Here is a 17,559-nt window from a genome sequence, read left to right as displayed (position 1 = left end):
AACAATGAAGCCATGGAGTCAGGCGGGATGGCCCGCATGATTGGACATATCCTGGCCACGCTATTGCCCGTGTTTTTAATTACCGGTTGTGGCGCTGCCTATGGACGCTACCGGACACCAGACATTCGCAGCCTTAATACGCTCAATATGGAGCTGTTCGTTCCCCTACTGGTATTCGCCGTGCTGGCTGACCGTCAGGCGCCACTTGCTGAATACGCCTGGCTTGCTACGGCAGCTGTTGCGGTGGTGCTGGGGTCGGGGATTGTGCTGTTGCCGGTGGCTAAGTGGCTTAAGCTGGATATTAAAACCTTTCTTCCCCCTATGATGTTCAACAATTCAGGCAATATGGGGGTGCCGTTACTGGTACTCGCATTCGGCCCTGACGCGCTGCCTGCCGCCGTAGTGGTGTTTATTGTTGAGATGCTGCTGCACTTCTCGGTAGGGCTTTATATGCTAAACCCGCGTACTTCGCTATGGCGGATGCTGCGCATGCCTATCGTGTTGGCGAGCTTGGCGGGGCTGGCGGTGAACACCAGTGGGCTGCCGCTACCGGGCTGGCTGCTGGAGGCTATGCGTATGCTGGGCGAAGTATGTATACCCTTAATGCTATTTGCGCTAGGGGTGCGGCTGCTGGAAATTGACTTTAGCGATTGGCGCACGGGGGTGCTTGGGGCGGTGCTCTGTCCGTTGTCGGGGTTAGTGATTGCGTTGCCATTAATGTGGCTACTACCACTTAATGACATGCAAATGGCCGTACTGCTGGTGTTTGCAGCGTTACCGCCCGCGGTATTGAATTATTTGGTGGCAGAGCAGTACCAGCTAGCACCACAAAAGGTGGCGTCGCTGGTCCTGATTGGCAACCTGGGGAGTTTGGTGGTCATGCCGCTAACGCTAGCGGCAACATTTACGTGGATACATGCGCCGCTTTAACAGGCGGCGCAATCAGTGACTATCTACTTAACGATCATTTTTAACTTCACTGTCTTTAACTTTATAGTGCCCTTCTAATGCATCCTGATGACCTGGGCGGCTGTTCGTAGAGGTATTTCCGTGAGAATAACCGCCGCCGATATCCTGTGCCTGCTGAGCACGCATTTGCTCCATACGCTTTTTCATTTTATGACGCATAAACGGCATCATTGCCCAGCCAATCAATAAGAAAAATAGGCCGAGTACCACACCTACTATCATCAACGCGCCAAAGGCCAACCACGTAAACAGCAGCTTTAAGCTACCTGCTAGGCCGGTGGGTTGGGTTTGCGCTGCACGGGCACGCCATTGGTTTGCCGCTTGCCATGCTGCGTTGCGTTGGTCGCGATTCATCTGTGGCATGAGAGCCTCCATCGGTTATTCGCACCCATTGGAACATAGTTGGTCTAGCAAGTTCACTGCATGGCGACAGGACGAAATGCGTCGTCGTCGGCGGGGCATGCTCCACTGGCAGTGCGATTAGGTTTTCCAACTGTTACCATTAAGCTGTACAAAACAAGTTTGGCTGTACAAGCATGCGCTTAGTACGCAGTGCTTATCTAAACAGAGCTCATCTAACAGGACGGTTATATGGCTAATCATGGAGGCAAGTCGGTATTCATCGCATCAGTGGTGATTATTTTTGGCTTGGTAGTTGTCGGGGCGTCATTTCCTGAAGGATTTGCCAACGCGGCAGAGGGAGCGCTGACGACCGTTACCGAGTTATTTGGGTGGTTTTATCTATTTTCTGTCTTTGGCTTTGTGATTTTTCTTTTTGGTTTGGCACTGAGTAAATACGGCAAAGTGCGTTTAGGACCTCAGGACAGCCGCCCCAACTATACGTTTTTCTCGTGGATCAGCATGCTACTGGCCGCTGGTTTTGGTGTCGGGCTGGTGTTCTATGGCATGGCTGAACCCATGTTTCACTTTATAGAGCCCCCCTATGGCGACAGAACCGCTGAAACGGAAGCTGCCGCCCGTTATGCGATTCAATACAGCTACTTTAACTGGGGCATTCATCAGTGGGCAGCCTTCTCGATTGTGGGGTTGATCATTGCCTATTTCCAGTTCCGCAAAGGGCAGGCAGGGCTGGTATCTTCGGTGTTGTCGTCGATAACGGCTAAAAATCCTAAAATTCGCCCTTATGCTTCCTGGTTGGATGTCTTTGCGGTGGTTGCCACGGTCATGGGGGTCGCTACGTCGCTTGGATTGGGGGTGCTGCAGATGAATGGCGGCTTAAACGCCGTGTTCGGCCTGCCAGAAAACGGTTTTTGGCAGTTTGTGATTCTGTTCGTCATGTTCTGCGCTTATATGGCATCGACCTGGTCGGGCTTGGATAAAGGCATCAAACGTCTTTCTAACCTCAATATGATTTTGTGTATTGGGTTGATGCTGTATGTATTGTTCACTGGCCCTACCGTGGCGATATTAGAAACCATTACGGTGGGCATTGGCGATTACCTGCAGAACTTTATCGGTATGAGCCTGCGTATTTCCCCCTATAGCGATAACGAGTGGGCAAGCAGCTGGACGATTTTCTACTGGGCCTGGGTAATCGCCTGGTCGCCGTTTGTGGGTACCTTTATTGCCCGCGTATCCCGCGGACGTACCATCCAAGAGTATGTGTTTGGGGTGCTGTTCGTACCGCCGCTGCTCGCCTGTTTGTGGATTGGCGTGTTCGGTGGCGCGGCATTGCACATGGAGTTGAATGGTACCGATATCGGCCTAGCTGCCGCGACTCAGGACAATATAACGGTCGCACTGTTTGAGATGTTTGAGCTGATGCCCTTTACGGGCGCGCTGTCGGTTGTCGCGATGATGTTGATTTTTATTTTCTTGGTCACGTCCGCTGACTCGGCCTCGTATATCGTGGCGCAAATGACCGATAATGGTTCGATCAATCCGCCGCTCTATAAGCGCGTCATTTGGGGTGTGCTGATCGCTGCCATCTGCCTGACACTGATTGCATCCGGTGGTTTAACGGGGCTGCAATCCGCATCGGTGCTGTCGGCACTGCCTTTCACCTTTATTCTGTATATGATGGTGTTTGTTTTAGTGCAGGAACTGCGCGCGGACCGCAAGGCGATGCTGACGCAGCTTTATCGCCGCCATGGGGAAACGCCAGTGGGGGCTGACGCCTTTGAAGCCGAGCTATTAGGGGAGGAAGAGCGTCTTCGTCGTGCCCCCAATGTGGTCAACCGGCGCATTAATAGCTAGCATCGCTAGGGACAGGCAAGCTTTTTTGTTGCGGGAGCTTGCTATTTCAGGAGCACGATACATGGAGCGAACAGGCTAATGGCTCGGCAAGGACGCCATGGCGCAACGCGAAGGCAGCCCAAAGGGGTTGCCTTTGATCGTTGGCTTGACCGGGTAGTGACCGTAGCCGTACTGACGGCCATGGTCATTGGCTTGGCCGCGGTGGCTGCCCACTGGTTGCTCTGACGCTGTTAGCTCTTTGCTAAGCTAGTTCTTCGCAAGGGTCGTGTCACAACGCCCGGCTTTTTTAAGCCGGGCGTTTGCGTGTCTCTACCCGGTTCCGGCCCCGACGTTTGGTAAGCTAACTAGGTTAATATTCACCTTCTCTAATATGACAACGCAAGCCGTGGCATATTGCTGGCTCCACCTGCTAGGCTTACGACTTCCTCTGTGAGAGTAAACTAATGCTGCCTGCTACTACTGCTAAGGCGATGAATGGCTACGCATCGCGTCGAGAGATTTTCGGCTGGGCGATGTTTGATTTTGCCAATCAGGCTTACACGCTTCTGATAATTACCGTGGTCTTTGGCGAGCTATTTACTACGGTCATCGTCGGGGATCGGGGTGATAACTTCCGACTTGCCAACTTCTTATGGAGCCTTGGTCTGGCCATCAGCTATTTGATGGTAGTGATCACGGCCCCCTTGTGTGGCGCGGTGATGGACTACCGGGCTGAGAAAAAGCGTTTTCTGCTCATCAGCTATCTTGCCACCGTGGTCACGACGGCCATGCTGTACTTTGTTGAACCCGGCTACGTCATTATTGGCCTGCTATTAATTGTGCTGTCTAACTACGCTTATTCCATGGGGGAGTCGTTTATAGCCGCCTTTTTGCCTGAACTTGGGCCGCCAGAGTCGCTGGGTAAAATTTCCGGCTTTGGCTGGGCGTTAGGCTACATTGGCGGGCTATTTGCGGCAGGCTTTACTCTGGTGGTGCTGGGTGAGGCAAGCGCGGATAATTTTGAACGTATACGCTGGGTGGGTCCCTTTGCCGCCGGCTTTTTCTTGATTACCGCCATTCCCACTTTTTTATGGTTAAAAGAGCGTGGTACGCCCCAGCCTCGCGGCGTCTCTTATCGCCATATTGCCGTGCGTCGCGTCACGTCTACACTGCATGAGTTGCGTTATTTCAAAGACTTGACCGTGTTTTTGATTTCGCTGCTGTTCTCGATGGCGGGTGTTTACATCATTATCGCGTTTGCATTCATCTATGGTGCCCAGGTGATTGGTTGGGACGAGAGCGTACGCAATATCATGTTTATTATTGTTCAAGTCACCGCGGCGGCGGGGGCGTTAGGATTTGGCTGGTTACAGGATCGGCTAGGCGCCAAGCACACTTACCAGATGACGTTGGCGCTTTGGGTGCTGGCGATTATTGCCATCTGGGCAACCCCGGAACTTACCCAGTGGATCAACGAACAGTTTGAGGTGCAGTGGCAGGCCCAGTACGTATTCTTGGTAGTGGGTTGCTTGGCGGGGCTGAGCCTTGGTTCTAGCCAATCTGCCAGCCGGGCATTGGTTGGTCTATTTTCACCGCTGGAAAAATCAGCTGAGTTTTTCGGTTTCTGGGGGTTGGCCAATAAGTTGGCGGGGGTGTTTGGTATCGTCATGCTGGGTGTGTTGCAAACGCTCATTGGCTTGCAGGCGTCTATTCTATTATGTGTGGCCTTGTTCGTTATCGCGATGCTAATTTGCGCTAAGGTCAACGAGCGCCGCGGCCGGGAGGCTGCGCTTGCCTGGGAAAACACACAATAGGGATATCTGGGTGCCCCTACGCCCCTACGCCCCTACCTCTGCGAGGTGAACGATGGTGACGCAGACAGCAACGCCAATAGCACAGCGTGGTGGCATCGTCATGATGCTGTTGTTTTGGGTGCTGTTAATGGCCGTTGGGACGTGGTGGATACACGGTGGCCTGGAGGAGATGATGCGCCCCAACGCCAACATCGTGCATACCTTGCCTGCGGGTGAACCGATTACCTTAAAGCGTAATCGTGCTGGTCATTTTGAGGCGCCCGGCCGAATTAATGGTGAGCCCGTCACCTTTTTGCTCGACACGGGCGCCACTTATGTGGCGGTATCGGCCGCTTTGGCCGATGAGCTGGGCTTGGCGCCGGGGCGCAGCGCTTGGTTTAATACCGCCAATGGCCGAGTAGAAGGTACCTTAACCGAACTGGATGAGGTTTCCCTGGGCGGGTTAAAAGTGCAAAATGTACAGGGGTCTATTAGCCCTGGCATGGATCGCGACACCGTCCTGCTCGGCATGAGTTTTTTGAACCTCTTGTCGATTGAAATACAGGCAGGTGAGATGGTGCTGAGCCTTCCAGAGCAGTGAGTTCAGCTGGTGAAGGTGGAGTTAATAGCAAGAGTTAAACAGAAATGAGTGCCAACACGCTAAGGAGTTGCTATGGGCATTGAAGTAGGTGGATTGTTAGGACTAATTTGGCTTGTTATCGTTATTTGGGCCATCGTCAAAGTGGCCAAAAGCGACGCAGGTGGTTTTGCTAAACTGATCTGGATTCTAGTATTACTGTTCTTCCCATTGATCGGTTTGATTGCGTGGTTCTTGTTTGGTCCGAAGGGATAGCGGCCTAGCTGAGTGCGATAAAATGAAAAAGGCAGGCCTGTGATGGCCTGCCTTTTTGTTAATTTGAGGCTTACTCACTGAATAAAGGGCTACTCAATAGAGCATTACTCAATTGTGTCGTTTCCTTCACCGGGTGGTGCTTTATAATGCCCGGGTATTTTTAACTTTTCCCCGTTGGGCAGGTCGCGCACTTGGGTTGGAATGTAAACACGTTTAATAACACTTTTCGTTTTGCTACTTCCCATGGCAGGTTCCTCTGTCAAATTGTCGACAGTTAGCGTTTATACATTAGCTCTCGTTGCTGTGAGAATCAAGTGTCAAGCCTTCCGTGCCCATCAATAAGCGCAATGGCAACGACAGAAGCGGGTGTTTCGATGGTTTTGAGTTATCCTGAGAGCCAACAATAGGTCACCTGCGTTGTTACTGGGTGAGCGGGTGAAAAAATAAACAGCCTAAGCGGAGTGCAAAAAGAGGATGGTAGATCATTTGGAACAGCAATTTCAGGCGCTTGAGTCGCAAGAGCCTGTCATGCCTGACTATCCCGATCAAGATCATGTCCTGATCATTGAAGATGATCAGCGCTTGGCCGAACTTACCCGCGATTACTTGGAAGCGAATGGCTTTCAAGTAACGCTGGAAGCTGATGGGGCGAAAGGGGTTGACCGTATTTTAACCCTGCAGCCCGATTTAGTCATTTTAGATCTAATGCTGCCAGGTGAAGATGGTTTGGCTATTTGCCGCCGCGTTAGACCTAACTTTGCTGGCCCGATTATGATGCTGACCGCGCGCACTGACGATCTGGATCAAGTCTTGGGGCTTGAGATGGGCGCTGATGACTATGTGCCGAAACCCGTTCAACCGCGGGTACTGCTGGCGCGTATGCGAGCACTGCTACGCCGTGCCGACGGGCCTGCACCAGATGGTGAAATGCGGTTGCGCTTTGAAAACCTAGAGATTGATAACGCGACCCGCGAAGCCTGGCTCTCTGGGGAGCGTATCGACCTAACCAGCGCTGAGTTTGACCTGCTGTGGCTGTTGGGCCGTAATGCCGGTCGGGTGCTTACCCGTGAGGAGATATTCAGTGATCTACGGGGAATTAAGTACGACGGACAGGACCGCTCTATTGATGTTCGTGTGTCGCGTATCCGGCCTAAAATTGGCGATGATCCTAATCAGCCTCACCGGATTAAAACCGTGCGCAGTAAAGGTTATCTCTTCGTTAAAGACAGTTGATCATTCAAAGGGAGGGCATCATGCGGCGGGTGCTCAGTAACGGCTCGTTTTTACGCTTCTATTTGTTGCTGGGCGTAGCGTTGTTGGTAGTGTTTGTGATTGCGTTAGCAGGGCGTTCGTTTATCGAGCAGGTGCGCCGCGAAGATTACCGCGAGCAGCTAGCTGCGTTACCTATGTCGCTGATGACGCAACAATTAGCCGACTTGCCTGCAGGTCAGCGAAACGCTTTGCTTGCGCGTTTTTCCGAGCAACTTGAGTTGCAGTTGACCCTGCAGCCTATCAGCGAAGCTGATCTTGGCTATTTTGAGCGATCACGTCTAGAGCAGGGCAAGATACTGGTCGCCGAGAGACCGTGGTTATTACAGCAACGTTTACCGGGCGATACATGGTTGCTGCAAGCCAGGCTTGAAGAGTGGAGTGAGCATCAGTGGCACGGCAGTATTGCTCTGTTGGGCGACTGGCTCGCGGCTGCTCCCGAAAATGAGCGTCAAAACCGCATCGCTCAACTGCGGCAAGGCAGCTGGCCGCTTCAGCTATCGTCTACTTTGCCAGCCGGGCTATCGTCCCAGCAGCAGGCCCAGCTGGCGAGTGGCGGCGTCATCACTCAGTTAGTCTCTGATAAGCTCTCCATCACACTGCTTTATCAACTGCCAGGCGAGCCCCAATGGCTGCAAGCTGGGCCTATCTCTCGTGGCGATACACTGCCACCTAATTTGCACTTGCCGCTTCTGGTGGGGCTGATGATCGTGCTCAGCCTGATCATCTATTTAATTATGCGCAGTATTGAGGCCCGTATGGCGCGGCTAGAGCTGGCCGCGACCAGGATCGCCAGTGGCCGTTTGGAAACGCGGGTAAAAGTGGAAAGCGGTGACTTTTTAGGGCGATTAGGCATGGCGTTTAACGGCATGGCCAATCAGGTGCAGAGCCTGCTGCGTGGCCAGCAAGAGATGATTCGCGCGGTTTCCCACGAGCTGCGTACCCCAGTCGCCCGTATTCGCTTTGCCGTGCAAATGGTCGAAGATATGACCGACCAGCCTGCTATTCGCCGTCAGTTGCAGGGCATTGATGCGGATATTGCCGAACTCGATGAATTAGTCGATGAAATACTCACCTATGCACGCTTAGGCGGTGAAACGGTCAATGGCGCTGAACTTGAAACGTCACTGGTGGAGTGCCGTGCCATGGTGGAACGCGTGATCGATACCCTTTCACCGCTGCATAAAGAGTTAACGTTAACGCTGGCGGCCGGCCCTGAAATTGAGCTGTTGGCGGAGCCACGCTATCTTCAGCGAGCGCTGCAGAATTTAGTCGGTAATGCCTGTCGGCATGCCAAGTCTCAGGTGGTGATTCAGCTGTGGGACGAGCCTAACTTGGTGCGTATCGATGTCGAAGATGACGGCCCGGGTATTCCGCCCGAAGCGCGGGCGGATATCTTTAAACCGTTTGCCCGGCTGGATGACAGCCGCGCCCGCAGTTCCGGCGGCTACGGGTTAGGGCTTTCGATTGTGCAGAAAATCATGGCTGGGCACGGCGGCAGTGTGACCATCGATACCAGCCCCACCCTGTGTGGTGCGCGCTTTACGCTGCTGGTTCCCCGTCGCGATCCGCTGGCTTAACCCCCGTTAGCACCGCAAAGGAGGTTTCCCGCGCGGTGCGCAAAAAATCCTGCATCCACGGCGCTTCTCGGGTCTCTTCACGAATCGCCGCATACAGCGTGCTCCATACCCCATGCTCGCCCAGCTTTACCGCGCTGACGTAGTCGCGTTCTAAATACTCGGTGAGCGCCCAGTTGGGCAGCGCACATACACCTCGCCCACTGGCGACTAACTGCATCATCATAATCGTCAATTCGGCGGTGCGGATCTCCCGAGGGCCTACATTCGCCGGCTGCAAAAACTGAGTGAAAATATCCAACCGTGATTGCTCAACGGGATACGTGATCAAGGTTTCATCCGCCAGCGCCTGGGGCTCTATAAAGCCCTGGCCTGCAAAAGCGTGCTGGCGGGCGACGGCTAATAATCCCTCATAGCGAAACAGCGGGGCGTAGTGAATGCCGTCAAGCGGTTGGGGGTCGGCGGTGATCACTAGATCCAATTGCTCGCGAGCAAGCGCTGGAAGCGGGTCGAAGTGGTGGCCACTGGGAATATCGATTTCCACCTCGGGCCAGTGATCGCGAAAGTAATCCACCGTCGGCATTAGCCACTGAAAGCAACTGTGACACTCAATGGCCATATGCAAACGCCCCTGCTCGGTGCCTGCCAAGCGCGCCAAATCCCGCTCCGCTTTGCGTACCTCGGGCAATACTTGATCGGCTAAGGCGAGCAGCCGTAAGCCTGCGCGGGTAAATTCCACCGGGCGGGTTTTGCGCACGAATAGCGGGCTATCCACGCGGCTCTCCAAATCTTTCAACTGATGCGAGAGCGCCGATTGAGTCAAATGCACGCGTTCAGCAGCATCAACTAGTGAGCCAGTTTCGCGCAGGGCGAGTAGTGTGCGTAGATGGCGTAGTTCAATCATTGTGAGTATTTTTCATCTTTACTATTAGAAACTTTAGTTTGATTCACTAAGACGGGGTGCCCAGACTGTGTGAATTCATTCACGTTGGTAGGGTTCATCATGACAGTTTCTCATATTCTCGGCTATCCCCGCATTGGCGCTCAGCGCGAACTAAAAAAGGCCACTGAGGCATACTGGAAGGGCGAATGCACCCGTAGCGAACTTGAAAGCACTGGCCATGAACTCCGCCTGCGTCACTGGCAGGCGCAGCAGAGCGCAGGTTTGGATTTCGTCAGCGTGGGTGATTTCGCGTTTTATGATCAAGTGCTGAACGTTTCAGTCACCCTAGGTGCCGTACCTGCACGCTTTAACGCCCAAGAGGAAGTCGCTAGTGGTGATGTTGATCTCGACACCGCCTTTCGTATGGCCCGTGGCCGCGCCCCCAGAGGTGAGCCCGCGGCCGCCTGTGAAATGACCAAATATTTCGATACCAACTACCACTATCTCGTCCCCGAACTGCATGAAGGGCAAATCTTTACCCTGGCTTCTAACCGCCTGTTCGACGAGGTGGATGAAGCGTTACGTGCAGGCTTTACCCCGAAAGTAACGCTAACCGGGCCGCTAACGTGGCTATGGCTGGGCAAAACCAAGGGCGGTGATTTTGATCACCTGACGCTACTAGACAGCGTACTCAATGTGTATGGCGAAATATTAGCGCGGCTTGCTACCCAGGGGATTGAGTGGGTGCAACTAGACGAACCCGCACTGGTGCAGGATCTCCCTTTGGCGTGGCAGCAAGCCTATGAGCGTGCCTATCACCGCCTTCAGTCTGCCCCGTTAAAACTATTACTAGCCACTTACTTTGGAGGCTTGGGCGACAACCTCTCTCTGGCGACCCGGCTACCCGTGGCGGGTTTACACATCGACGCCGTGCGCGCACCGCAGCAAGTCGAGAGTGTCATTGATCGTCTTGGCCCGCATCAGGTGCTATCAGTCGGTTTTGTCGATGGTCGCAATATCTGGCGAGCCGACTTAGCGGCATTGCGCGAACGCTTGTTGCCGTTAAAAGTGCGCCTCGGGCAGCGGCTTTGGTTGGCGCCGAGCTGCTCGTTGTTGCATGTGCCGGTAGATCTTGCGCAGGAAACAGAGCTCGGTGGGGAGCTCGTGAGTTGGCTGGCTTTTGCGCAGCAAAAGCTGGCGGAAGTGGTCACTCTGGCGCGGTTGATTGATAACCGAACCACGCCTGATGATGAGCAGCGTTTGGATGAAGCAACCCGAGCGTTGGATGCCCGGCGTGAATCAACGCGTATCCACCAGACAGTGGTTAGTGAGCGACTGGCCGCGATTAGCCCTGCTGATAGCCAACGACAGGCGCCCTACAGCGTGCGTGCTGACGCACAACGGCGAGCGCTTAAGCTACCGTTGTTCCCGACGACGACGATTGGCTCTTTCCCGCAAACCGATGAGATTCGTGCTGCACGGCGCGCGTTTAAAGCCGGCGAGTTGTCATCAGCTAACTACGAAGCCCGCATGCAGGATGAAATTGCTTACGCGGTTGAGCGCCAGGAAGCGCTGGATATCGATGTGCCAGTGCACGGCGAAGCCGAGCGTAACGACATGGTGGAGTATTTTGGCGAACAGCTTGAAGGGTTTGCCTTTACCCGCTTTGGCTGGGTGCAGAGCTACGGTTCACGCTGTGTTAAGCCGCCGGTTATTTTCGGCGACGTTTCACGCCCTGCACCCATGACCGTTCGCTGGAGCCAGTATGCGCAAACCCTGACCAGCAAACCCATGAAGGGGATGTTGACGGGGCCGGTGACGATTCTGCAGTGGTCGTTTGTCCGCGATGACCAACCGCGGGAAACCACCTGCCGCCAGATTGCCTTGGCGTTGCGCGATGAGGTATTGGATCTGGAAAAAGCCGGGATTAATGTGATTCAAATCGATGAGCCGGCGCTGCGCGAAGGGCTGCCGCTACGCCAGCATGAGTGGCAGGCATACCTGGATTGGGCAGTCGAGAGCTTTCAGCTAAGTGCCGCAGGCGTTGCCAACACCACGCAAATTCACACCCATATGTGTTACTCGGAGTTCAACGACATCATCGGTGCGATCGCCGCCTTGGATGCCGATGTGATCACCATCGAAACATCGCGCTCGGATATGCACCTGCTGGACGCCTTCCAGGACTTTGCTTATCCCAACGAAATCGGCCCAGGCGTTTACGATATCCACACCCCTAATATTCCCGAGGTGAGCTGGATGGTCGATTTGATGGAAAAAGCCTTAGAGAAGATCCCAGCTGAACGGCTATGGGTAAACCCGGATTGTGGCCTGAAAACGCGCGGCTGGGCGGAAGTGGAGCCAGCGCTGGCTAATATGGTCGAAGCTGCCAAAGTACTGCGCCAACGCTATGCGTAAACGGTTGTAAATACTTTGATTAAGCCTTTCTGGTCAGAATCAACCCCGCTAAAAAGCGGGGTTTTGGCTTGAAAGCTAGCTTGCCGACGCTTAGCTTTTCGATGCGTAGGCGTAGAGCAGAGTTTCCTGGGCGCTGATGGCATCGCTTTTACCTGGATCCTGAAGCTGGTAGCTGCCGTCGGTCTGTAGCAGCCAGCTCTGGCAGTTATCCACCATGTAGGTTTCGAGATCCTTGCGCACACGGGTGGCGAGCTTCTTATCCAGCAGCGGGAAGCACGTTTCAACACGGTGAAACATATTGCGCGACATAAAGTCGGCGCTTGAGCACCAAGTCTCCGACTTGCCATCATTGTGAAAGTGGAACACACGGGTGTGTTCAAGCAGACGGCCAATAATGGAGCGCACACGAATATTCTCGGAAACCCCCGGCACCCCAGGCTTCAAACAGCACATACCGCGAATAATCAAATCGCACTCAACCCCCGCCTGGGAGGCACGGTAGAGCGCTTTGATAAGTTTGGGCTCGGTTAACGAATTGCATTTAATGATGATATGGGCGCGTTTACCCTTGCGCGCTATTTGCGCTTCACGGTCAATCATTTCCACTAGCCGCTCGTGCAGCGTGAATGGCGCATGCAACAGCGTGTCAATCTTGCGTGCGCGGCCCATCCCCGACAGCTGCTGAAACACTTTATGCACATCGGCGCACAGCGCTTTATTGGCAGTCAGCAGGCTGTAATCGGTATACAGCTTGGCGGTTTTAGAGTGGTAATTACCGGTGCCGAGGTGCGCGTAGTAGCACAGCTCGCCTTTTTCGCGGCGTACTATATGCAGCATCTTGGCGTGAGTCTTGTAGGCCATAATGCCGTAGACAACGATTGCCCCCGCTTCCTGCAAACGAGAAGCCAGCTGTAGATTATCGGCTTCATCAAAACGCGCACGTAGTTCAATGACCACGGTGACTTCTTTGCCCTGGCTAGCCGCTTCTACCAGCGCGCTAACGATAGGCGAGTCTGAGCCCGTACGGTATAGCGTCTGCTTTATAGCCAGTACATGCGGGTCGCGGGCGGCTTCGCGCAGCAGGTCTTCAATCGGAGTAAATGATTGAAAAGGGTGATGGAGCAGAATGTCACTCTTAGCAATAGCATCGAACAAGCTGCCCGCTTTGAGCGCTTTCGGAATGCTGGGAGTAAACGGGCGATAGAGCAGTTCTGGGCGGTCCACATCACCCAGAACTGACATCATGCGGGTTAAATTCACCGGCCCTTTGACCCGATATAAATCGTCGCTCTCAAGCTCAAATTGACGCAGCAGAAAATTAGTTAAGTCATCGGGGCAGCTGTCCGCCACTTCCAGCCGCACACCGCTGCCATAACGGCGTGCCAGTAGTTCGCCACGCAGGGCGGAAGCAAGGTCTGAGACTTCCTCAGGGTCAACGCTCATATCCGCATTGCGGGTCAAACGAAACTGGTAACAGCCGCGCACGCGCATGCCGGGAAATAGCTCATCGGCATGGGCATGAATCATCGAGGACAGGAACACATACTCGGAGAAACCCTCTTCGCATAACTCCTTCGGTAGCGCCATTAAGCGAGGCAGCGAGCGTGGCGCTGGTAGAATAGCCATGCCTCCGGCGCGGCCAAAGGCATCTTTGCCTTCCAGCTCAACAATAAAGTTAAGACTTTTATTGACCAGACGCGGGAAGGGATGCGAAGGGTCGAGACCGATGGGGCTAATAACCGGCATAATTTCGTTATCGAAAAACGCCCGCGTCCAGGCCTTTTGTTGATCAGTCCACTGATCGCGACGACGAAAGCGCAACCCATGAGTCTCCAGGGCGGGCAACAAGGTATCGTTGAGTATTTGATACTGGCGATCAATTTGCGTATGGGCGATCTGAGAAATCTCGGCCAATACGGCTTTAGGCAGTCGGCCATCGGCCGCGGTGGTGTCGTCGCCAAGGGCGATCTGGTGCTTTAATCCCGCTACGCGAATTTCGAAAAACTCATCCATATTAGATGAGAAAATCAGCAAGAACATCAACCGGTTGAGCAATGGGTGGGCATCGTCTAACGCTTGTTCAAGCACGCGGATATTGAACTGTAGATGCGACAGCTCGCGATTGAAGTAAAGCTGAGTGTCGTCAAGGTCGGTTTCAGGCAACGTGTCACGCGCTTGAACCCCGGTGGGTGTGCGGTTAATTCGTAGCGGCATATCGCCGTCGCTGCTGGTTTGATCAGTAGACGATGATGGTAAAGAATCTGACGCTTGCTCGTCCATGGTGGATCTCCCCGCGTTGATGGCTCGAAGGTATCATAGCCTGATACTTGTATAGGAAGGCAGTATGCGGGGAGAAGATGACAAACAAGTGTCACCTTGTTGTCATCTTTGTCGCAGTAGTTTAGTGGCGCTGTAATAAACGCGCTGCTTCGAGAGCGAAATAGGTCAAAATCCCATCGGCACCTGCTCGTTTGAAGCACATCAATGATTCCAACATCACTGGTTCCGCTTCCAGCCAGCCATTGTCGAAAGCGGCGCGATGCATGGCGTACTCACCGCTGACTTGGTAGGCGAAAGTGGGGACTTTGAGCTCAGCTTTGACGCGGCGAACGACATCCAGGTAAGGCATGCCCGGCTTGACCATCACCATATCGGCGCCTTCGGCGATGTCCATGGCTACTTCGTGCAATGCTTCATCGCTGTTGGCAGGATCCATTTGATAGGTGCGCTTGTCAGCTTTGCCCAAGTTGGTCGCTGAGCCAACGGCATCGCGGAAGGGCCCGTAGTAGTGGGAGGCATACTTGGCGCTGTAGGCCATGATACGTACGTTGTGCAGGTTCTCTTGTTCAAGCACTTGGCGGATAGCGGCAATGCGGCCATCCATCATGTCGGAAGGCGCCACCACGTCGGCGCCCGCTTCAGCGTGGGAAAGGGCCTGTTTTAGAAGCGTGTCTACCGTGCGGTCATTCTGCACGTAGCCACTCTCATCGAGAATGCCGTCCTGACCGTGGCTAGTATAGGGGTCCAGCGCCACGTCGGTGATAATGCCGAGTTCTGGGAGGGCTGCTTTAAGGGCGCGTACGCTACGCTGTACTAAGCCGCTGGCACTATAGGCCTCTTCGGCTAACTCAGTTTTGTGCTCAGAGCCGACAACTGGAAAAAGCGCCAACGCAGGGATGCCCAGTTGATAAGCTTCGCGAGCTTGCTCAATCAGTAGGTCGATCGAGAGCCGCTCCACACCGGGCATTGAGGCCACCGCTTCACGCTGGTTGTCGCCTTCCAGTACAAACACCGGCAGGATCAAATCTGACGGACTAAGGCTGTTCTCCTGCATCAAGCGGCGTGAAAAATCATCGCGGCGCATTCGACGCATACGTGTGGCGGGGAAGTGACGGGGGGTAGGTATGCTCAAGGGGTGTCTCCATTAAAGAACGCAAATGAGGGTGCCCGAAGGCCTGAATGGAGTATATCAGCCATACCCTGCGGCGAAAGCCGTCTTGTGGCAACAAGGTAGACTGACTAAAGTGAGCAATTGCTTTGCTGTATTGCAATCGGCAGACCCTGGGATAAGGAGATAGGCATGACCAAACAGGTGGCGGTGATTTTAGCTGGCTGCGGCGTTTATGATGGTTCAGAGATATATGAGACGACGTTAACGCTGTTGCGCTTGGATCAGTTGGGTATTGGTTACCACTGTTTTGCCCCGGATATAGAACAGCATCACGTTATCAACCACCTCACGCAAGAGGTGGCGGAAGGTGAACAGCGTAATGTGCTGCAGGAGTCTGCCCGCTTGGCGCGTGGAAACATCCGCCCATTGAGTGAGCTAGACGCTGATAACTTCGATGCAGTGATTGTGCCCGGTGGTTTCGGTGTCGCCAAAAATCTGTCGGATTTCGCCAGTGCCAGCGACAATATGCAGGTGCTGGAAGCGCTAAAAGAGTCGCTGTTTGGTTTTCGTCAAGAGGCCAAACCCATTGGCTTGATGTGTATTTCCCCCGTACTGGTGCCCCGTCTATTGGGTGACGGTATTGCAGTGACCGTGGGTAATGATCCGGCGGTTTCCGGGGCGATTAGTGCCATGGGCGGGTTGCACCGCAGCTGTGCAGTAGAAGATATTGTCGTCGACCTTGAGCACCGCGTGGTGACCACACCTGCCTATATGCTGGCAACGCGTATTAGTGAAGCGGCCACCGGTATTTTTAAATTGGTAGATCGTCTCGCTGAGATGATGGATTAAGCATGCCGTCGTATAGCAGATAAGAAAGCCGTCGCCATTAACCATGGCGACGGCTTTTCCGTATCTGCGCGCTGCGCTGATCCGCTTAGAGATCTGCTTCTTGCTCTTCAGCAGCCTCTTTCTCTTCTTTGCGTTTGCGCACCAAACGGCCAAACAGTAGCCCCACTTCGTAAAGCAGGTACATGGGGATTGCCAGCAGGCTTTGGGAAATCACATCAGGTGGGGTTAGCAGCATACCGACGACAAAGCAGCCTAAAAGGATATAGGGGCGTTTTTTAGAAAGGCTTTCCACCGTCGTGGCGCCAGAGAGGATAAGCAAGAAGGTCGCAATAGGAATTTCAAACGCCACCCCGAAAGCAAAAAACAGCTTAAGAACGAAGTTCAAATACTGGTTAATGTCGGTCATGATCGCGATGTTGTCCGGCCCGGTTTGGGTGAAAAACTCAAACAGCAGCGGAAAAACCACGTAATAGGCAAACGCCGCACCGCCATAGAACAGCGCAATGCTTGAGACCAGTATCGGGATCGCCAGTGCTTTTTCATTGTCGTAAAGCCCCGGCGCGATAAACGCCCAGGCCTGATGCAACACAAAGGGAATGGCGATAAACACCGCGACGACCAAGGTAAGCTTAAATGGCGCTAAGAATGGCGAGGCCACTTCTGTGGCGATCATTTGCGAGCCTTCGGGCAGCAGATCCATTAACGGCTCGGCGACGAAGGTGTAAATATCATTGGCAAACGAATAAAGGCCCAAAAAGACCACCAGAATCACGATCACGGCGCGCATCAACCGTGAACGTAGTTCAATCAGGTGCTCAATAAGAGGGGCTTGGCTTTGGTCTTCACGCGGCTCCTTTGAATCGCCAGACATACTCATTGGTGGTTACGGTCCTTATTTGATGCAGCCTTTTGAGATTCAGTCGGCTCAGGTTCTGCCGCGTCTTCGGATGCTGCCGAGGAAGGCGGTGACGATGAAGGAGGCGTTTCTTCACGTACCGTTTGCAGGGCGTCATCCAATCGGGAGCTCGCCTTGGCGACGCGCTGCTCTGTCTCGCTCTGCGTCGCCTTGGTAGCTGGCGCTGACCGAGGAGTAGAAGGGGTATCGGCAATACTCTCTACATCCCGCTTGGCTTTTTTCAAGCTATCGTCGAGCTTCTTCTGCTGTTCGTTAAGCTTTTGGCGTAGCTCTTCTGCTTCAAGCTGAGCGCTAATTTCACGCTGCATGCCGGATACCGTGCGCTTGATTTTGCCAATCCACATACCCGTCGTGCGAGCGGCCCTAGGCAGCCGCTCCGGGCCAAGCACCAATAGCCCGACGATGCCAATGAGCATTAGTTCAAGAAAGCCGATATCCAGCATGG

16 protein-coding genes are annotated in these 17,559 nt (G+C 53.8%); 10 read left to right on the top strand and 6 right to left on the bottom strand.

Annotated elements, in window-relative coordinates; all coding sequences use genetic code 11:
• The first annotated feature begins 36 nt into the window (after positions 1–36).
• The gene (locus tag Q3Y66_RS15705) at positions 37–930 is read left to right on the top strand and encodes an AEC family transporter (RefSeq protein ID WP_035586703.1); all 894 of its coding nucleotides are present in this window, start codon (positions 37–39) and stop codon (positions 928–930) included.
• Positions 931–957: 27 nt separating this feature from the next.
• On the opposite strand, the gene Q3Y66_RS15700 is transcribed toward Q3Y66_RS15705, so the two are convergent.
• Complete coding sequence (locus tag Q3Y66_RS15700; RefSeq protein ID WP_008957568.1) at positions 958–1,332, bottom strand: hypothetical protein; 375 nt, start codon at positions 1,330–1,332, stop codon at positions 958–960.
• 228 nt (positions 1,333–1,560) lie between these two features.
• On the opposite strand from Q3Y66_RS15700, the gene Q3Y66_RS15695 reads away from it, so the two are divergent.
• From Q3Y66_RS15695 to Q3Y66_RS15665, 7 genes are all read left to right on the top strand, one after another.
• Positions 1,561–3,186, top strand: coding sequence for a BCCT family transporter (locus Q3Y66_RS15695; RefSeq protein WP_008957567.1), 1,626 nt, complete (start codon positions 1,561–1,563; stop codon positions 3,184–3,186).
• A 78-nt stretch (positions 3,187–3,264) separates the two neighbouring features.
• Positions 3,265–3,411 (top strand): hypothetical protein, encoded by a 147-nt coding sequence (locus Q3Y66_RS15690; protein ID WP_008957566.1) that lies wholly within the window; start codon positions 3,265–3,267, stop codon positions 3,409–3,411.
• A gap of 218 nt (positions 3,412–3,629) precedes the next feature.
• Positions 3,630–4,979 carry an MFS transporter gene (locus tag Q3Y66_RS15685; RefSeq protein WP_008957565.1) on the top strand — a complete coding sequence of 450 codons (1,350 nt, stop codon included), beginning with the start codon at positions 3,630–3,632 and terminating at the stop codon, positions 4,977–4,979.
• A 52-nt stretch (positions 4,980–5,031) separates the two neighbouring features.
• Complete coding sequence (locus tag Q3Y66_RS15680; protein ID WP_008957564.1) at positions 5,032–5,559, top strand: TIGR02281 family clan AA aspartic protease; 528 nt, start codon at positions 5,032–5,034, stop codon at positions 5,557–5,559.
• Between the two features lie 72 nt (positions 5,560–5,631).
• Positions 5,632–5,811, top strand: a complete 180-nt coding sequence (locus Q3Y66_RS15675; protein WP_008957563.1) for a PLDc N-terminal domain-containing protein — start codon at positions 5,632–5,634, stop codon at positions 5,809–5,811.
• Positions 5,812–6,285: 474 nt separating this feature from the next.
• Positions 6,286–7,044: a winged helix-turn-helix domain-containing protein gene (locus Q3Y66_RS15670; RefSeq protein WP_008957562.1), complete on the top strand. Its 759-nt coding sequence runs from the start codon at positions 6,286–6,288 to the stop codon at positions 7,042–7,044.
• Positions 7,045–7,064: 20 nt separating this feature from the next.
• Positions 7,065–8,660, top strand: coding sequence for an ATP-binding protein (locus tag Q3Y66_RS15665; RefSeq protein WP_008957561.1), 1,596 nt, complete (start codon positions 7,065–7,067; stop codon positions 8,658–8,660).
• Here the strand turns inward: Q3Y66_RS15665 and Q3Y66_RS15660 are convergent.
• Positions 8,623–9,561, bottom strand: a complete 939-nt coding sequence (locus Q3Y66_RS15660; protein ID WP_008957560.1) for a LysR family transcriptional regulator — start codon at positions 9,559–9,561, stop codon at positions 8,623–8,625. The genes Q3Y66_RS15665 and Q3Y66_RS15660 overlap by 38 nt on opposite strands.
• 99 nt (positions 9,562–9,660) lie before the next feature.
• Between Q3Y66_RS15660 and metE the strand changes: the two genes are divergently transcribed.
• The gene (gene metE, locus Q3Y66_RS15655; RefSeq protein WP_008957559.1) at positions 9,661–11,958 is read left to right on the top strand and encodes a 5-methyltetrahydropteroyltriglutamate--homocysteine S-methyltransferase; all 2,298 of its coding nucleotides are present in this window, start codon (positions 9,661–9,663) and stop codon (positions 11,956–11,958) included.
• A 90-nt stretch (positions 11,959–12,048) separates the two neighbouring features.
• Here metE and ppk1 read toward each other — a convergent pair whose 3' ends face one another.
• Complete coding sequence (gene ppk1 / locus Q3Y66_RS15650; protein WP_008957558.1) at positions 12,049–14,238, bottom strand: polyphosphate kinase 1; 2,190 nt, start codon at positions 14,236–14,238, stop codon at positions 12,049–12,051.
• A 121-nt stretch (positions 14,239–14,359) separates the two neighbouring features.
• Positions 14,360–15,370, bottom strand: a complete 1,011-nt coding sequence (gene hemB / locus Q3Y66_RS15645) for a porphobilinogen synthase (protein ID WP_008957557.1) — start codon at positions 15,368–15,370, stop codon at positions 14,360–14,362.
• A 168-nt stretch (positions 15,371–15,538) separates the two neighbouring features.
• Here hemB and elbB point away from each other — a divergent pair, with 168 nt between their 5' ends.
• The gene (gene elbB / locus Q3Y66_RS15640) at positions 15,539–16,198 is read left to right on the top strand and encodes an isoprenoid biosynthesis glyoxalase ElbB (protein ID WP_008957556.1); all 660 of its coding nucleotides are present in this window, start codon (positions 15,539–15,541) and stop codon (positions 16,196–16,198) included.
• 85 nt (positions 16,199–16,283) lie between these two features.
• Here the strand turns inward: elbB and tatC are convergent, their stop codons facing one another.
• Together tatC and tatB are read right to left on the bottom strand one after the other, a co-directional pair.
• Entirely contained in the window at positions 16,284–17,075 is a 792-nt protein-coding gene (gene tatC, locus Q3Y66_RS15635; protein ID WP_008957555.1) for a twin-arginine translocase subunit TatC, read from the bottom strand.
• Positions 17,072–17,557: a Sec-independent protein translocase protein TatB gene (tatB, locus tag Q3Y66_RS15630; protein ID WP_008957554.1), complete on the bottom strand. Its 486-nt coding sequence runs from the start codon at positions 17,555–17,557 to the stop codon at positions 17,072–17,074. The genes tatC and tatB overlap by 4 nt, the downstream gene beginning before the upstream one ends.
• Positions 17,558–17,559 lie beyond the last annotated feature (2 nt).

Source organism: Halomonas sp. HAL1, from assembly GCF_030544485.1.
GTDB lineage: Bacteria > Pseudomonadota > Gammaproteobacteria > Pseudomonadales > Halomonadaceae > Vreelandella > Vreelandella arctica.
Note: the sequence above shows the minus strand (reverse complement) of the source record. Positions and strands in the feature narration are given on the sequence as shown.

Bases quoted from the DNA above. Each gene is read 5' to 3' on its own strand.
- Q3Y66_RS15705 (WP_035586703.1), top strand. From the start codon at position 37: ATGATTGGACATATCCTGGCCACGCTATTGCCCGTGTTTTTAATTACC.
- Q3Y66_RS15700 (WP_008957568.1), bottom strand. From the start codon at position 1,332: ATGCCACAGATGAATCGCGACCAACGCAACGCAGCATGGCAAGCGGCA.
- Q3Y66_RS15695 (WP_008957567.1), top strand. From the start codon at position 1,561: ATGGCTAATCATGGAGGCAAGTCGGTATTCATCGCATCAGTGGTGATT.
- Q3Y66_RS15690 (WP_008957566.1), top strand. From the start codon at position 3,265: ATGGCTCGGCAAGGACGCCATGGCGCAACGCGAAGGCAGCCCAAAGGG.
- Q3Y66_RS15685 (WP_008957565.1), top strand. From the start codon at position 3,630: ATGCTGCCTGCTACTACTGCTAAGGCGATGAATGGCTACGCATCGCGT.
- Q3Y66_RS15680 (WP_008957564.1), top strand. From the start codon at position 5,032: ATGGTGACGCAGACAGCAACGCCAATAGCACAGCGTGGTGGCATCGTC.
- Q3Y66_RS15675 (WP_008957563.1), top strand. From the start codon at position 5,632: ATGGGCATTGAAGTAGGTGGATTGTTAGGACTAATTTGGCTTGTTATC.
- Q3Y66_RS15670 (WP_008957562.1), top strand. From the start codon at position 6,286: ATGGTAGATCATTTGGAACAGCAATTTCAGGCGCTTGAGTCGCAAGAG.
- Q3Y66_RS15665 (WP_008957561.1), top strand. From the start codon at position 7,065: ATGCGGCGGGTGCTCAGTAACGGCTCGTTTTTACGCTTCTATTTGTTG.
- Q3Y66_RS15660 (WP_008957560.1), bottom strand. From the start codon at position 9,561: ATGATTGAACTACGCCATCTACGCACACTACTCGCCCTGCGCGAAACT.
- metE (WP_008957559.1), top strand. From the start codon at position 9,661: ATGACAGTTTCTCATATTCTCGGCTATCCCCGCATTGGCGCTCAGCGC.
- ppk1 (WP_008957558.1), bottom strand. From the start codon at position 14,238: ATGGACGAGCAAGCGTCAGATTCTTTACCATCATCGTCTACTGATCAA.
- elbB (WP_008957556.1), top strand. From the start codon at position 15,539: ATGACCAAACAGGTGGCGGTGATTTTAGCTGGCTGCGGCGTTTATGAT.
- tatC (WP_008957555.1), bottom strand. From the start codon at position 17,075: ATGAGTATGTCTGGCGATTCAAAGGAGCCGCGTGAAGACCAAAGCCAA.
- tatB (WP_008957554.1), bottom strand. From the start codon at position 17,557: ATGCTGGATATCGGCTTTCTTGAACTAATGCTCATTGGCATCGTCGGG.